Source organism: Methylomonas sp. HYX-M1 (assembly GCF_040741385.1).
Lineage (GTDB): Bacteria > Pseudomonadota > Gammaproteobacteria > Methylococcales > Methylomonadaceae > Methylomonas > Methylomonas rhizoryzae.
Genome location: NZ_CP160405.1, coordinates 1,916,511 through 1,932,961 on the forward strand (window position 1 = coordinate 1,916,511; position 16,451 = coordinate 1,932,961).

Sequence of the window (16,451 nt, forward strand, 5' to 3'; positions counted from 1 at the left end):
TTTCGGCTTTTCCGGTATCGGGAGCAAGCAACGGCCGCTGCGTTGATGTTCGCTCAAAAAGATTAAAAAACCGATTTTGTGAGTTTTTTGTGGGTGTGCTTGCGCTACAACCGGATACGCAGCTCATTTTTCCCGTTATCAAACATCAGCGAATACCGAGGATTTACATTATGATCAGACTCCATGCATTTTCACCGACGCAATTGAGTGCCGCCATACTTTCGCTGCTATCGCCCGGTTTGGCTCCGGCTGCGCAAATCGACTGGACGGCCGGCAGCGGTTTTTGGGATGTCGCCGGCAACTGGAATTCATCGCCCGCCTTGCCCGGCGCGACGGATGACGTGATCGTCGATGTTGCGGGCACGCAAACCGTCACCATCCGCTCCACCGGCGGCGGGCAAACCGTCAACAGCATCAATATGAATGGTGGGGATGAAACCTTGGCTATCAGTTCCGGCAGCCTGACACTGACCGGTGCAACAACCACTAACAATGCCAGCGGTGCTTCCGCCGTTTCCCAATTGACACATAGCTCCGGTACATTGAATGGCGCCGGTAACCTGACTGTCACCGGTGCCGCAAGCTTGGGCGGCAATCTGGAGGGCAGCGGCACCTTGATTACGCAGGGCAGCACCAACGTAAGCGCCAGCCTTGCGCTGGACGGCGGTCGCGTCTGGCAAAACGACGGTACCGTGATCAAAACCGGTCTCGGCAGCTTTAATTTAAACGGCGGTAACAGCGGCAGCAATGCCGGCGTGGCCGGCCGCATCGTCAACAACGGTCTGTTCGATCTGCAAAATGACGGCGGCAACACCTGGAACTCGAACCAGGGCGGCACCGGCGTGATCGACAACGCCGCCGGCGCGACCTTCCGCAAATCCGGCGGCAGCGGTAGCTCGAATATTCTGGCCACGTTCAACAATGCCGGCACGGTCGAGGCGCAAAGCGGCACTTTGAGTTTGAGTGCAGGCGGCACACATAGCGGCGATTTCACGGTGGCTGACGGCGCCACCCTGCAATTCGGCGGCGGCACCCACGATTTGAATGGTGGCGGAATGAACGCCGACGGCCGGGTGCTGTTGTCAGCCGGTACGGTCAATGTGAACACCGTTTACACCATCGCCGGTCAAACCGAACAGACCGGCGGTACTTTAGTGTTCAACGCAAACGCCAGCACCGGAAGCCTGATCCAAACCGGCGGTACGCTAAGTGGCGCCGGTAACCTGACTGTTACCGGTGCCGCAAGCTTGGGCGGCAATCTGGAGGGCAGCGGTACCCTGGTTACGCAGGGCACGACCAACTTAAGCTCGAGTCTCGCTCTTGACGGCGGCCGCGTCTGGCAAAACGACGGTACCGTGATCAAAACCGGTCTCGGCAGCTTCAATTTAAACGGCGGTAACAGCGGCAGCAATGCCGGCGTGGCCGGCCGCATCGTCAACAACGGTCTGTTCGACCTGCAAAATGACGGCGGCAGCACCTGGAACTCGAACCAGGGCGGTACCGGCGTGATCGACAACGCCGCCGGCGCCACCTTCCGCAAATCCGGTGGCAGCGGTAGCTCGAATATTCTGGCCACGTTCAACAATGCCGGCACGGTCGAGGCGCAAAGCGGCACTTTGAGTTTGAGTGCAGGCGGCACACATAGCGGCGATTTCACGGTGGCTGACGGTGCCACCCTGCAATTCGGCGGCGGCACCCACGATTTGAATGGTGGCGAAATGAACGCCGACGGCCGGGTGCTGTTGTCAGCCGGTACGGTCAATGTGAACACCGTTTACACCATCGCCGGTCAAACCGAACAGACCGGCGGTACTTTAGTGTTCAACGCAAACGCCAGCACCGGAAGCCTGATCCAAACCGGCGGTACGCTAAGTGGCGCCGGGAACCTGACTGTTACCGGTGCCGCAAGCTTGGGCGGCAATCTGGAGGGCAGCGGTACCCTGGTTACGCAGGGCACGACCAACTTAAGCTCGAGTCTCGCTCTTGACGGCGGCCGCGTCTGGCAAAACGACGGTACCGTGATCAAAACCGGTCTCGGCAGCTTTAATTTAAACGGCGGTAACAGCGGCAGCAATGCCGGCGTGGCCGGCCGCATCGTCAACAACGGTCTGTTCGACCTGCAAAATGACGGCGGCAGCACCTGGAACTCGAACCAGGGCGGCACCGGCGTGATCGACAACGCCGCCGGCGCGACCTTCCGCAAATCCGGCGGCAGCGGTAGCTCGAATATTCTGGCCACATTCAACAACGCCGGCACGGTCGAGGCGCAAAGCGGGACATTGGCGTTCTCCGCAGGCCTGTCCAATCTCAGTGGCAATACCCTCACCGGTGGGGTGTGGCGTGTCCAGGCGAACGACGGGCAAGTGGCTACCCTGGATTTTCAACAAAACAATTCGGTCATCACTACCAATGCGGCGGATATTTATCTGGTGGGGGCGGGCGCTGTTTTTCAAGCGCGTAATACCGGCAATCAGGGCAGAACCCTGGACGAAACCCTGCAAACCAACCAGGGCGCATTGCGCCTGCAAAACGGTCGTAGCTTTAGCGCCAGCGCCAACAACGGCAATTTCAGCAACACCGGCATTCTGGAATTGAGCGACAGTCTGTTTATCGCTAATAGTCTGGTCAACGACGGCACGCTACAGAGTTTCGGTAATAGCGCGCTACGCGGCGATAACCCGATGAGTGGCAGCGGCAGCATAGTCGCCAGCTTTGGTCGTCTGCTCATCAATGGCGGCCTCGACATGAGCGAGGGCTCGTCGCTGACCAGCAATGACGGAGCCCAAATCGATTTATCCGGCGCAACCCAAGCTAGTCGCATCGGGACCTTGAACAACAACGGCAGTCTGAACTTGGGTTCGCAAAATCTGCTGGTCACTCGAGACTACGGCAATGCCAACTTTGTCAGCGGCAATGCCTTTGACGCCAGAGCCAACATCAACGGCAGCGGGCAAATTCTGGCGGCCGGCGATACCGCCCAGCAGCTGAGCGGCGACATCAGCAATGGTGCCGGCAACGCTCCCGGGCTGGATTTCGGCAACATTCATATCGGAGACACGCTGACCCGCAATTACCGCGTCGCCAACAGCGGTAGCAATGGCAGCAGTTTGCGCGGGGCTTTGCAAACCGCAGCTAACGGCGGCAATCTGAGCGATAGCCGTCTGAGCGGCAGCGGCGTCACTGCCGCCAATTTCGGGCCACTGAGCAGCGGCACCGATAGCGGCGATCTGGCGGTTACTTTCACCGGCAGCACGGCAGGCGCGCTCAGCGGTCAGACGGTCGCCATCGTCAATAACTTCGATAACGTAGGCGAACAAGTGCTGAGTATCGACGGCGCGGTGTACCGATACGCCGCACCCGGTTTGTCGGCAACGGAAATTAACTTCGCCAATGCGCACGTCGGCGATGTATTGAGTCAAAACCTACTGCTTAGCAATCTGGCCGTGAACGACGGTTTTTCGGAAAGTTTAAATGCCTCGTTTGGCGCCGTCTCCGGTAATGCCGGCCACAACGGCCAAGGCATTACCCAGCTGGGAGCCGGGCAAACAGCGGATAATCTGGCCGTGCTTCTGGATACCGGTGCTGCCGGGGCGCGCAGCGGCTCAGTGTCCGTCAATCTGGCATCGGACGGCAGCGGTAACAGCGGATTGGGTTTGACCGAGTTAAACGGCAGGTCGGTGCGAGTCAGCGGTAATGTCTATGGCTACGCCGACCCGCTGATCCAAACCGCCAGCCTGGACCTGGGCGCCCGCCGGGTCGGCGATGCGGCCACGGCCGCCACGATCGTCATCCGCAATCAAGCGGCTGCCGACGGCTTCCATGAAGGGCTGGATGCTGCGGTTTCCGCGGTGCCCACCGGTTTTTCCGCCGGCGGGTCCAACGTCGTCGATCTGGCCGCCAATCAGCAAAGCGGTTTGACGGTGCAATTTGACAGCAATACCGCCGGTTCCTATTCCGGCGATGCCACGCTGGCTTTTACCTCGAACGGCACGCTCGGCGGGTTGGCGAATACGGCTTTGGCCGATGGCCAGGTCAATCTGAGCGGCCGGGTCTATGCCGCCGCTGCCGCCGACCTGTCCGCGTCCGCGCTTGATTTCGGCATTGTGCACGTAGGGGATAGCGTGGCCAATCGAAGCATTTCGCTAAGTAATACGGCCACGGGCGTCTTGACCGATAACCTGTCCGCAACGATCGCCGCCGCACCCGCGGCGGCTTTCACGCTTAGCGGCGATTTGAGTGCTGTTGCCGCCGGTAACAGTACCAATCTGGCGGTAGCGCTGGATACTTCGGCCGCCGGCATTTTCAGCGGCAACGCTGCCTTGTCCTTGCGCAGCAGTAACGCCGAAATGAGCGACCTGGATCTCGGCGAAGCCGGCTTGGCGTTGAGCGCGCAAGTCAACAGCTACGTCAATCCGGAACTACTGCTGGTTGCCGGTAACGCGGATCTCGATTTTATCGGCGGCGAATATGTACTGGATTTCGGCAACCTGCAGCACGGTTCGGCACCGGTAACCATTTCGCTGAGTCTGGCCAATTCGGTAATCGGTCCAGCCGATACCTTGCGCGGCAGTTTCGATACCGGCGCGGTCGACGCATTCAGCCTGACCGGTTTCAGCGGTTTTAGCGGCATTGAAGCCGGACAAGCCCTGGACGGTTTGTCGGTCGAGTTTTTACCCGCCACGCTGGGAAACTTTCAAAATTCGGCCAGCTTGTCTCTGTTCGGTTACAACGCCAGCGGCTACGACGCCCATATCGCCGACATTCGCTTGGTGTTGAACGGTCAGGTATCGGCGGTACCGTTGCCGGCATCCGCCTGGTTCATGTTGTCCGGCTTGGGGTTGTTGGTGGGAAAACGCCGTAAGGATACCGTCGCAATTAACTTCCCGAAATTTAAAGAGCACCATTTATGCAAGGCTGTAGGCTTTTGAGTCGCTATCGCGACGGCTTGATTTAACGTCGCTTCCCGCACGGACAGGGCGGTTGGGAGGCACGAACCCCAATATTTTTACCGGTTGCTGATGGTTGTATTGGTCGCGATGTCTCGCTACGCTACGAAACCTTGGAAACGAAGCGATAGCGAGAGACGGTTGAGTCATGTAGATACGCATCGCGTACCTTATTGATTCTGTTGATATTGGTTGGTGTTGAAAAATGGTATGCAGTGCATACGTGACTGTTCGGGCGACTTCAAGATCATACCGATCAGATAATTTTTCATGGCTTCGCTTAAAATCCGGTACCGGCAGGCGATGGAGGTTAACTGCGGCGGGCTTTCGTTCATCAAAAAAACGGCAAACCTGTTGGTAGACAGCTCGTAGATAATCTGCCCCGCCGTGAGTGCCGGTAAGGGGCGGCGTGTTTTGTGCCGCATGCCGTTGGTGCTCTTTTTAAAGATTATGGTTACCCAAAGGGCGTATTCAACGTATACGGTTAAACTCGACTGATTTTTAGGATGATCCAGCTACGTCAAGTCTATAAAGCCTACCCGCAAGCCGGGGAAATGCACACCGTGTTGCACGGCATCGATTTGCAGATTGCCGCCGGCGAATTCGTCGCTATTGTCGGCCCGTCGGGCAACGGCAAATCCACGTTGCTGAATTTGCTGACCGGCATAGACCATCCCGGCAGCGGTGCGGTCGTCGTTAACGGTGCGGCCTTGCAAACCTTGAGTAACGCCAAGTTGACGGCTTGGCGCGGAGCCAACGTCGGCATTGTGTTCCAATTTTTTCAATTGTTGCCGACTTTGAATCTCTGGCAGAACGTGGTGTTGCCCATGGATTTTTTGGGTAAATTGGCAAAGCGGCACCGTCGTGAACGAGCCATGCAGTTGTTGGAACGGGTCGGCTTGGCGGACATGGCCGAACGCCTGCCCAGTCAATTGTCCGGCGGCCAACAACAACGGGCCGCAATCGCGCGGGCGCTGGCCAACGATCCGCCGCTGATCGTTGCCGACGAACCCACCGGTAATCTGGACGCGGCTACCGCCGACGCGGTATTCGAACTGTTCGCGCATTTACGCGACCAAGGCAAGACCTTGGTGATGGTCACTCACAACGAGGCGTTGGCCGACGCCGCCGGGCGCAAGCTGGAAATTCGTAGCGGCCGCATCCACGCCGACAGTGTCGGTCGTTTATGAGCGTATTGCGTTACAAATTGTGGGCGGACTTGCGCTTGGCCAAGTCGCGTAGCCTGTTGGCGGCGGTCAACATGGCCATCGGCATTTTTTCGGTGGGAATGTTGTTCGGCATGGTAGCCTTGATGTTGAACAACATGGACGCCGCACACCGCGCTTCGCAGCCCTCACATATCAATTTGATTCTGCGCGGGGCAGCGCCGGTTAAGCTGTTGCAAGAGATTTCGGCCGTGCCGGGTGTGGCCGGCGTCGACACCATCAATCCGTTACCCGTTCGTTATCGCAAGTCCGGCAGCGACGAGTGGCTGGACGCGACCTTGATGCTGCGCGACGATTACCGCGCCCAGCGTTACGATTTGACCGAACTGCAAGCCGGCAATTGGCCGGCGGCCGGCCAGCTGGCAGTGGAAAATCTGTCGCTGGCGCAAACCGGTTTGGCCCTCGGCGACAGTGTGGAATTTCAAAGTGCGTCCGGTTCGCAAACCTTCGAATTGTCCGGCGTGCTGCGCCATCCTTTCGTCAAACCGCCTAAGTTCGGCGGGCAGGTACATTTTTTCGCCAGTCGCGAAGCAGCCAAGACTTTCGGTCTGCCGGCCGGATACTTCCGCCAGTTGCTGGTTCAGCTCCGGCCGCCTTACAGCGCAGAGGCGGCGGCCGAGCTGGCGACGCGGCTGAGAATTTTGTTGGCGGCGAAGCAAGCGCCGGTTGCGGTCACCTTGCTGCAAGACCCGGACCGGCATTGGGGACGCCGCTTCGTTGCCGGCATCAATGCGGTGTTGCAAGTGATGGCGCTGGCATCCTTGGGATTAGCCGGCGCCTTGATTTTCAATACGGTGGCTGCGCATTTGGCCCAGCAAACCGAGCAAATCGGCGTGATGAAAGCTTTGGGCGGCGGCAGTTTGCGGATTGCATGGCTGTATTTGAGCGAAGTGGCGCTACTGGCGGTGGCGGCGCTTGCCATGGCGGTGCCGCCGGCCTTGTACGGTGCAGACTGGGCGGCGCGGCGGCTATTGGCCTTGTTCAACGTGCCCGGCGGTGCGTTCCAGGTCTCGAACGAAGCGATCATCTGGATGGTCGGCGGCGGCCTGGCGGTGCCGCTGCTGGCCGCTTTACCGCCGGTCTGGCGCGCCTCCGGCATGACGGTGCGCGAGGCCTTGGCGCATTACGGTTTGCCTGCCGATTTCGGCGCCAACCGCTTCGATCGCATGGTGGAAGCGGTCGGTGCCCGCTTGTTGCCGACGTTGTACGCCACGGCCTTGGGTAACCTGTTCCGCCGCAAAACCCGTTTGTTGTTGACCCAAAGCGTGCTGATTGCAGCCGGGGTGATGCTGATGGTGTTGTGCGCCCTGATTGCTTCGTTGAACTTGACCCTGGACAACGAAGCGGCCCGCACCCGCTACGCGCTGAAATTGAGTTTTAGCCCGGATCAGGCGGAAGACAAGGTGTATGCGATTGCCGGATCGGTGCCGGTGGTGCAGGGGGTGTCGATCTGGCAACGGCTGCCGGTGGAAATCGGCAGACAGGGGCAAGCGTTAACCCAAAGCGGCAGTTTGGGCATGCAGATAATGGCCTTGCCGGCCGCATCCGCTTTGTACCAGCCTTATATCGAAGCCGGCCGTTGGCTGCAAGCCGACGACGCCGGAGAACATCGCTTGGTGTTGAATGCCGATACCGCAGCCGCCAACCGCATTACAACCGGCGACAGCGTTGACGTCACGATAGACGGCAAAGTGCAGCGCTGGCAAATCATCGGCTTGTACCGCTGGCTGGCCGGCAATAATTTCATGGTGGAACCGGTCTACGCCCCACTGGAGACGATACGCAAGCAGCAGGGCGGCAAACGCTTGGCGTCCTATGCCTTGTTGGCTGCGGATGCGGAAGACGAGTTGCAGGAACAGGCATTGTTGTGGGTATTGAAACAGCGTTTCGAGGCGGCCGGCGTGATGTTGGACAGCTACGGCAGCGAAGCCAAACTGGCGCAACGGCAATTTAGCCGCAACCAATTCGAATCGGTGCTGGGCACTTTGTGGGGCTTGGCGGCGATGGTCGCCGCCATCGGCGGCATCGGCTTGTCCGGTACCTTGAGCATAGGGGTGCTGCAACGGGTGAAAGAAATCGGGGTGCTGCGGGCGATAGGCGCGCCGTCGCCGGCGGTGTTTCGCTTGTTCGCGCTGGAAGGCTTGCTGCACGGCATCCTGGCCTGGTCGCTGAGCGTGCCGCTGGCTTACCGGGCCGGCCACCCGTTGGCCGACTTATTGGGGCGCACCATGATGAACGTCGAGCTGGATTACTGCTTTGATCACGCCGCGGCCGGGTATTGGTTGCTGATCGTATTGACCCTGTCGTTGCTGGCAGCCTATTGGCCGGCCCGGCAAGCCGAACGGCTGACGATACGCGAATGTTTGGCGCATTGATTCCAGGCGTGCGTTCGGCCTGCTTATCGATAGGGGTTTGACTATACTGGGGGGCTGGCATTTGCGGCTTTTTTTCATGCGGACAGGTGGGCCATGAAAATATACATTTCCTCGACTTTTCGCGATTTGCAGCAACACCGAAGCGCGGTGGCGGCAGTGCTGCGGCGCATGGGCCATCAACCGATAGGCATGGAAGATTACGTGGCCGAGGGAGCGCGGCCTTTGAGCCGTTGTTTGCTGGACGTCGAAGCATGTGACCTTTATCTGGGCATTTTCGCCTGGCGCTACGGTTACGTGCCCAAGGATTTCGGTGTGAGCGAGCCGAGTTTGCCCACCGGCACGAGCAAGGGCGAAACCTCGGTCACCGAATTCGAACTAAAACAGGCCGAATTCAGCAAAAAACCGGTATTGGCGTTTTTACTGGACCCGGAAGCGGAATGGCCGTCCAGCCAGTTCGATGCGGTCAACGGCGAAAACAAACAGGGCAAGGCGATTGCCGATTTACGCCAGTATCTCAGTCAAACCTATTTGATCAACCACTTCCGTACCCCGTCCGACTTGGCGAGTCTGGTCAGCGCGGCCGTGTATCGCGAGGAAATCGGCCGGCAAATGAATTTGGAGTCGTTGCAGGTGGACGTGCGCCTGAACCAACCCAGCGTGCGCACCTATTCGGTATCCGACAGCACGATACAGGAAATCACCCAAATCATCGCCGGGCTCGCCGGCTCGCAGGCGTTGCAGATCGACATCGGCGGCGGCAATCAATGGTGGGCCAGCCGCTTGTATTTGATGGCGGCGCTGGCGGCGGACTTGACCAAAGCGGAAATCATGGTGTTCGTCGGCGAACAAGATAGCTTGATCGGGGTGGTGCATCCCAAAATCGTCAAAGAACGTTTGGCAGCGATGTTTCCCGCGTTGCGCCGTTTCGAAGAAAAATTGCCCAAGATCGGTAAAGCGGTGCCCGATTGCGCCGGCGAAGTCGGTCGCCGCGCCGGTTTGTGGAGCGGGCATATGCAGGAACACGGCGGCGAGGAGAACGCGCCGGTATTTGTGGGCAAAGCCGATTTGCAACAATGGCTGGCGCCGTATCTGATCGGCCAAGCCATAGACGTGCTGCCGGGCGACAATCCGGCCTTATATATGCAGCGTTTGTTGGACTGGCCGATGCGCTTCGTGCCGGTGTCGGAACAGGGCCGCTTCGCCCGTATCGTCGACAAACAAGCCCTGGCCGAGCAAATCGCCCGCATGTTCGTGCGCGAACAGGTCTCGCGGGCGCTGTCGATGACGCGGTAATGATTTGGGGTGGGACAATCAATAGTTACGAGTCGCTGTCTCGAAAATTGATTAGCCAAAGCCATTTGTTTGCGCATAAATTGTGCGCATTATGCAAATCGCCGTTAACCCGACTGCCCCGAAAAAAACCGCCAATCTCAGCATCAACAGTGAGCTGCCAAGCCAAGGATTTGCAAATTAACTTTGTCGGCCACTCTGGAACGCGGCCTGATCGAAGCCGAAGGCTGTTTCAGCGATAGCTTGCGGCGTTTTTGATGGCGCAGTTCGTCCTGTACCGAAATACCAACCGGCAAACCCAAGGCCGGTACCCCTTTCTACTCGACGTTCAGAGCGATTTCCTGGACGGGCTGAAAACCAGGCCGGTAATTTCCGCCGTTAATCTGGTCGAGCAAAAACCCATTACTCGCTTGAACCCGGTTTTTGAATTCGAGCGACAACACTACCTGCTGGCAGTGCAGGAAACGGCCGTCATTCCGGCGAACAATCCGGGTGGCAAAGCAACCGAATTGGACGCGCTACGAGGCGAGATTTTAGCGGCGGCGGATTTGCCGATTACCGGGATTTAATCGATCACATCCGGCGGCAGGTGTTAACCGGCGCCTCACACTAGCCGAACAGCGATCCCTGCATGAACTGCAACCCTTGCTTGACAGCGACTGCGGCGATTTAGCGCAGGCCGGGCTCCAAGCAGCCGCGTTGAATTGTCTGTTTGCTTTTCATCTCGTTTCAAATGACAAGCGTTACTCTGAAAGTCATAGTGGCAGCGACGCCCTCGTCGCGACGAGGGCGTCGCTGCCACAGAAAAACTTTTGCTTGCTGGGGTGATGCCGCTTTTTCATGAGCGTTAGGCTAAAAATATTTTCCGGATACAAATTCGGTGAGCGCCAAAAAACGTTAACTGGTCTACACTTTTTAAGCTAATGACTATAACGACACAGGAGTGAGTTTAAATGCCGATCCGTTGTTTATGTGCTAACCGTAAGGCGAGCGATGTATCCGCCGCCCGCTAATATCGCGCTGGCCGCCGCTGACGGCGGACCCTGGCAAGCCCGCCGGGTGTTGCTGTTCAGCGGCCACATGGTCGACGCGCCGGACAGAGCCCGCCCGCGCTTTCCCGCAAGCAAGCAGGCCGCCGCCGCTATCGCCGTTGCCAGCGCGTTAGACAGTCTGCAAGCGGGCCCGGACGATTTGGGCTTGACTCAGGGTGCGTGCGGCGGCGACATCCTGTTTGCCGAAGCCTGCTTGGCGCGCGGGGTGAAACTGCAGTTGTTGCAGCCGTTTACCGAAGCGGAATTCATCGCGCATTCGGTGCTCCCCGGCCAAGCCGATTGGTTGCCGCGCTATCAAGCCATCGTCGCACAATTGCCCAATCCGCCTTTGGCGGCGCCGCACGCGCTAGGCCCGCTCGCCGAGAGCGAAAATCCTTACGAACGCTGTAATCTTTGGTTGCTGCACACCGCGCTGGCGGCCGGCCTGGCAGCGCCGGCGTTCATGTGTTTGTGGGACGGCGGCGGCGGCGACGGGCCGGGCGGCACCGCGCATATGGTCGCCGAGGTGGAACAGGCGGGCGGCAGGGTGGTTTGGCTGGATACCCGCACCTTATGAACGCCAGCGCTGCAGCCGGTTTTTCGACTTCGCAAAGCGGCGTGCCGGCATTTGCCGATGCCGATTGGCTGGCATTGGAGCAATCTTTAAGCGAAGGCAACGTGATTCCGGTGATAGGCCCGGATGCGTTGTTGGTGGAGTACGCCGATGCCGCCGGCATTGTCCAAACCGCACCCTTCTATCGCTTGATCGCGTGCGACTTGCTGCAAACTTTCGGGATGGACGCCGAAGCGGCGGGTTTACAACAAACTTGGGCCTTGCATAAAGCGGTCGATTGGATTTTGGCGAGCCAGCAAGGCCGGCGGGTGGAAGACCGCATCCGCCGGGAGATTTCCCGCTTGATCGGACAGTACGCCGGCCAAGTGCGGCTGGCGGATAGCTTGCAACGCTTGGCCGAGGTGGGGGCCTTCTCCTTGTATGTCAGCCTGACGCCGGACAATTTGTTGGAGCGCGCCTTGCAATCCGGCGAGAGCGGGCCGAGCGTGCCCGGCAACAGTTTTTCGCTACGCGATTCCTCGGCGGCTTTGGCCGGCATGCATGCGCTGCAGCCCGGCCGTTTGGGGGTGTTTCAAATGCTGGGTAACAGCGCCAATTTTATCGGCGGTTTTGCCATACACGAAGAGGATACGCTGGAATATCTGTACCGGCTGCAATCCAACCCGGCCGGGCCGTTTAAAACCCTGTTGGCGGAGATGCAACGCCGCGACAAACTGCTGATCGGTTGCAACTTGCCGGATTGGTTCGGCCGGGCCTTGATTCGTTTGCTGAACGACGAGCGCTTGTACAGCAAAGCTACCTTCGAATATTTATCGCCCAGCATCAGCGACTTGGGCCTGAAAAGCTTTTTAACCCAGTACAGCCCCAACACGCTTAGCTTCGACGGCCCGACGGAAGGGTTCATCGACTTATTGTGGCGGCGTTTTCCGCGCCGCGCCGCGCCGACAGCCGCCTCAACCCGGCCGATAATGACTAGCGGCGGCCCCAGTGTGTTCGTCAGTTACGCCAGTCAGGACGCGGTTTCGGCCCGTTTGCTGGCCGACAGTTTATTCGGACTGGGTTTTGCCGAGGTTTGGCTGGACCAAAAAAAGTTGATAGGCGGCGACGATTGGTCGGACCGGATCGAAGACGCCATCGAAAACTGCGATTTTTTCATGCCGCTGTTGTCGGCGCAGGCCAACGCCCGCCGCGAAGGGGTGTTTTGGCAGGAATGGAATCTGGCGGTGGCCCGTTCGCGGCGCATTCAAGACGCCTTTCTGCTGCCGGTCGGCATAGACGCGGAGCCGGCCGGCAAAAGCCGTTATCCGCGTATCGCCGCCGGCGAGACCCGGGCGTTTTTCGACCGGCATTTGCTGCACGCGCCGCAAGGCGTGTTCGACGCCGAGGCACAAGCCGCGCTGCGCGAACGCTGCCGGCGGTTTCCGGATGACGAGCGTGGCTGACGCAACCGGCCTGGACGCCGAACATCCCTGGCCCTGGCTGGAAGCCTTTCCGGAAAGCGCGCAAGCGTTCTTCAACGGCCGCGACGAGGAAAAAGCCGCGCTGCTGCGCTGCGTATTGTCCGCGCCGGTGACGGTATTATTCGGTAAATCCGGGTTGGGCAAATCCTCGTTATTGCAAGCCGGCTTGTTTCCCAAATTGCGGGAGCAGCGCTTGCTGCCGGTTTATCGGCGCATCGACCACGACGCTAATGCCGTTGATTTGTCCGTTCAGCTGGCCAAACGCTGGGCCGAAGAAATTCATCTGACCCAAACGGACGACAAACAGCCCTTGAGTTTTCGCTACAAACAGCCGGCGGACGGCGACGACGAAGCGATTTTGCTGAGCGACGATTTATGGAGCGACTTACACCGCGACGACATCGAATTGGTCGACGGCGGCGGGCGGGTCTGGCAGCCGGTGTTCGTGCTGGATCAGTTTGAAGAGATGTTCACCCGCGGCGCGCAGCAACCGGAGCGGATGCAGCAGTGGCTGTTTCAACTGGGCGATCTGCTGGAAAACCGCATTCCTAGCGAACTGGCGGAGAAACTGAACGACGACGAAGGTTGGTGCGATCAATTGAATTTCGACATCCAGCCCTACCGGTTTTTGCTTTCGTTGCGAGAAGACTATCTGGCCGAGTTGGAGGAATGGAGCGAGTTGATCCCCAGACTCGCGCAAAACCGTTTCCGCCTGGCGCCGATGTCGCGCGACCAAGCCACACAGGCCGTAGAGCGTACCGGCGGCAGCTTGGTCAATCATGCGGACGCTAAGAACATCGTCCAATATTTATCCCAAACCAAAAACCAGACCTTGAGTTGCAGCCTGAAAACGCGCGGGCCGGGGCAAATCGAGCCGGCCCTGCTGGGCCTGCTGTGCGCCGGCTTGAACGACGAGAGGCTGCGCGCCGGTCAGGCCAAACTCAATACCGATAACCTGGCGCAGGCCGGCGGGCAAATCGTCGAACGTTTTTACGATCAAGCCTTGCAAGGCTTGCCGGCCGCGGTCGGCGAGTTTGTCGAGCAATTTTTGATTACCGCGGACGGCGTGCGGCTGGCTTATCCGGCCGACTCGATAGTCGCCGAAAAACGGGTCAGCGCCGAGCAGTTGCAAACCGTGATCGACCGGCGCTTGCTGCGGCGGGAAAGCCTGGAAAGCGGCGATCGTATCGAACTGGTGCACGATAGGCTGGCGCAAGTGGCGTTGCGGCGCAGGCAGGACAGCGAGCGGCGCAGGGAACAGGAACGGGAACAACGACGCCGCCGGCAGTGGTTGTTTGGAACGATATCCGCGTTGTTGTTGTTTGCCGGGGTTGCTTTGTACATGTGGCGGGCAAAGCAGCAGGCAGTGGAGGCGGAACAGCAAGCGCGGCGAGCTGAGATTTCGGCAACGGCGATTCGGATCGGTGTGGAAGGAAACGCGATAACCTCGGGCGTACGCCCGGGCGGAACATTAGTTGGTCTGCTTAAGGTGCTGTCGAGCCACCGAATTGTGCAGACGCTAGTTGGGCATCCAGTCGGTTTAGTTGATGAATCGCTACAAACCGAGTATCTGAAATTTCCCGGTTTGTTATTTTTACGAGAGATGCCCGATAAGCTTACCAGCGTCGGCTTTAGCCCCGACGGCAAGACGTTAGTCACCGGTAGTTGGGATAAATCGCTCAGATTATGGGACGTGGTTACAGGCCATCAGATTGGGGTGCCGTTGGAGGCTCATGACAAGGCTGTACTGAGTGTAGCGTTTAGTTCTGATGGAAAGCGATTTGCATCGGGCAGCGGGGATAACTCGATAAGAATTTGGGCGCTCGCTAGCTTAACAGCTGCCCCAGTTACACTGAATGGCCACGATAATGCGGTACTGAGCCTGGGGTTTAGTCCGGATGGGAGGTCGCTAGTTTCCGGTGGTGGGGATAATACGCTGTTGTTATGGGATTTGGAATCTAACAGCATTGCAGCTAGGAATCGAGAGGGAGGGTTCGTATCCAGCGTAACTTATAGCCCGGATGGGAAATCTATCGTATCGGCTAGCGAAAACGGCATCGTTCGGCTACGGGACAGCAAGGCGTTGACAGAAAAAATGTCTTTGCTAGGGCATAGTGAAGTGGTTTGGGGGGTCGCCTTTAGTCCGGACGGTAATCGTATCGCTTCGGCGAGTTGGGATAAAAGCTTGCGTTTATGGAGCAGCAAGGACGGCAAATTGATTGGTTCGTTAGGCCATGACGACGCCGTTTGGAGCCTAGCGTTTAGCCCGGATGACACCCGCATAATATCGGCAAGTACGGATGAAAAGTTTCGAGTTTGGGATGCGAAAACCGGCGAGGCGTTGGGTTCGGTGTTGAGCGGACATATCGGACCGGTACGGAGTATTGCGTTCACTAAAGACGGCAGCTATTTAGCATCCGGCGGTTGGGACGGGACACTGCGAATTTGGAAAGCTGATTTCGGAAAGGCTCTCGATCCGCCTGTTTTTACCGTGAACGATGCAGCATCGATCAAGGTAATCAGTCCGGATAATAAAATTCTCGTCACGAGCAAATCCGGCGAATTGCAACTATACAATTTGGAAACGGGGCAACCGATCGGCGATCCGATGGCCGGGCATAACGACTATATTGCAGCGGCGGCATTCAGCCCAGACGGTAAAATGCTGGTAACCGCCAGTGCCGACCATTCCTTGCGTTTGTGGGACGTTGGGTCCCGCCGGAGTATAGGCGATCCCTTGCAAGGGCATAGTGAGGTAGTGACTGCGGTGGCATTTTGTAGCGACGGAAAGCGCATTGTGTCCGGTAGCAAAGATAAAACGGTACGCTTGTGGGATGTTAGGGCGGGCAAACCGATTAGGCGGCCTTTTGAGGGGCACCTCGATTCCGTATCTAGCGTGCTTTGTAGTACGGACGGCCAAACGATCGTTTCCGGAAGCCTGGACAATACGATTAGGCTCTGGAATTCCGATACAGGCATGGCAATAGGAAAGCCTCTAAACGCGCATACCAACTGGATTTCAATGTTAGCTATTAGCCCAAGCGGAAAGCAGCTAGTCTCGGCTAGCGGGGATCGAAGCTTGCGTGTTTGGGACGTCGATACCGGAGATGAAGTCGGAACGCCGATGCGCGGTCACACCGAATCTGTAGAAGCGATAGCCTTTAGTCCTGATGGTAAACGCATCGTTTCCGGTAGTTGGGATAAGTCAATACGTATTTGGGATGTCGAAACTGGAGCCTTAATAGGCACTCCGTTAATGGGGCACGACGGTGCGGTTACCAGCGTTGCATTCAGCAGTGATGGTAGCCAGATAATTTCTGCCAGCAATTACGATAAAACTCTTAGAACCTGGCCCGTATTCGACGGCTGGGCCGACCAACTCTGCAAAAAACTGCCGCGCAACCTCAGCCGTAAAGAATGGCGGGACTGGGTGTCGGCGGACATCGACTACATCGAACAATGCCCCGGTTTGCCGATACCCCCGGACCCGTTCGAGAACGGGGCGACGGCAACATTCTCTCAACCCTAAGCACGATCTTTCAGGAGGCG

Annotated in this window: 9 protein-coding genes; 8 read left to right on the forward strand and 1 reads right to left on the reverse strand. The window is 58.3% G+C overall.

Going from position 1 to position 16,451, the window contains the following annotated elements; genetic code table 11:
- Positions 1–170 precede the first annotated feature (170 nt).
- Positions 171–4,928, forward strand: a complete 4,758-nt coding sequence (locus AB0A83_RS08830; protein WP_367156025.1) for a choice-of-anchor D domain-containing protein — start codon at positions 171–173, stop codon at positions 4,926–4,928.
- A 188-nt stretch (positions 4,929–5,116) separates the two neighbouring features.
- Here AB0A83_RS08830 and AB0A83_RS08835 read toward each other — a convergent pair whose 3' ends face one another.
- Positions 5,117–5,371 (reverse strand): hypothetical protein, encoded by a 255-nt coding sequence (locus AB0A83_RS08835; RefSeq protein ID WP_367156026.1) that lies wholly within the window; start codon positions 5,369–5,371, stop codon positions 5,117–5,119.
- Positions 5,372–5,452: 81 nt separating this feature from the next.
- On the opposite strand from AB0A83_RS08835, the gene AB0A83_RS08840 reads away from it, so the two are divergent.
- The 7 genes from AB0A83_RS08840 to AB0A83_RS08870 all read left to right on the forward strand — a co-directional run bounded on the left by AB0A83_RS08840 (position 5,453) and on the right by AB0A83_RS08870 (position 16,431).
- Positions 5,453–6,136 carry an ABC transporter ATP-binding protein gene (locus tag AB0A83_RS08840; RefSeq protein ID WP_367156027.1) on the forward strand — a complete coding sequence of 228 codons (684 nt, stop codon included), beginning with the start codon at positions 5,453–5,455 and terminating at the stop codon, positions 6,134–6,136.
- Positions 6,133–8,547, forward strand: coding sequence for an FtsX-like permease family protein (locus AB0A83_RS08845; protein ID WP_367156028.1), 2,415 nt, complete (start codon positions 6,133–6,135; stop codon positions 8,545–8,547). The genes AB0A83_RS08840 and AB0A83_RS08845 overlap by 4 nt, the downstream gene beginning before the upstream one ends.
- 93 nt (positions 8,548–8,640) lie before the next feature.
- A complete protein-coding gene (locus AB0A83_RS08850) occupies positions 8,641–9,840 on the forward strand; it encodes a DUF4062 domain-containing protein (RefSeq protein ID WP_150047920.1) in 1,200 nt (399 codons plus the stop codon).
- Between the two features lie 254 nt (positions 9,841–10,094).
- On the forward strand, positions 10,095–10,406 hold the full coding sequence (locus AB0A83_RS08855; protein WP_150047921.1) for a CcdB family protein: 312 nt from the start codon (positions 10,095–10,097) through the stop codon (positions 10,404–10,406).
- 424 nt (positions 10,407–10,830) lie between these two features.
- Positions 10,831–11,445 carry a hypothetical protein gene (locus tag AB0A83_RS08860; RefSeq protein WP_367156029.1) on the forward strand — a complete coding sequence of 205 codons (615 nt, stop codon included), beginning with the start codon at positions 10,831–10,833 and terminating at the stop codon, positions 11,443–11,445.
- Positions 11,442–12,884, forward strand: coding sequence for a toll/interleukin-1 receptor domain-containing protein (locus tag AB0A83_RS08865; RefSeq protein WP_150047923.1), 1,443 nt, complete (start codon positions 11,442–11,444; stop codon positions 12,882–12,884). The genes AB0A83_RS08860 and AB0A83_RS08865 overlap by 4 nt, the downstream gene beginning before the upstream one ends.
- Complete coding sequence (locus tag AB0A83_RS08870; protein WP_367156030.1) at positions 12,877–16,431, forward strand: hypothetical protein; 3,555 nt, start codon at positions 12,877–12,879, stop codon at positions 16,429–16,431. Before AB0A83_RS08865 ends, AB0A83_RS08870 begins: the two co-directional genes overlap by 8 nt.
- Positions 16,432–16,451 lie beyond the last annotated feature (20 nt).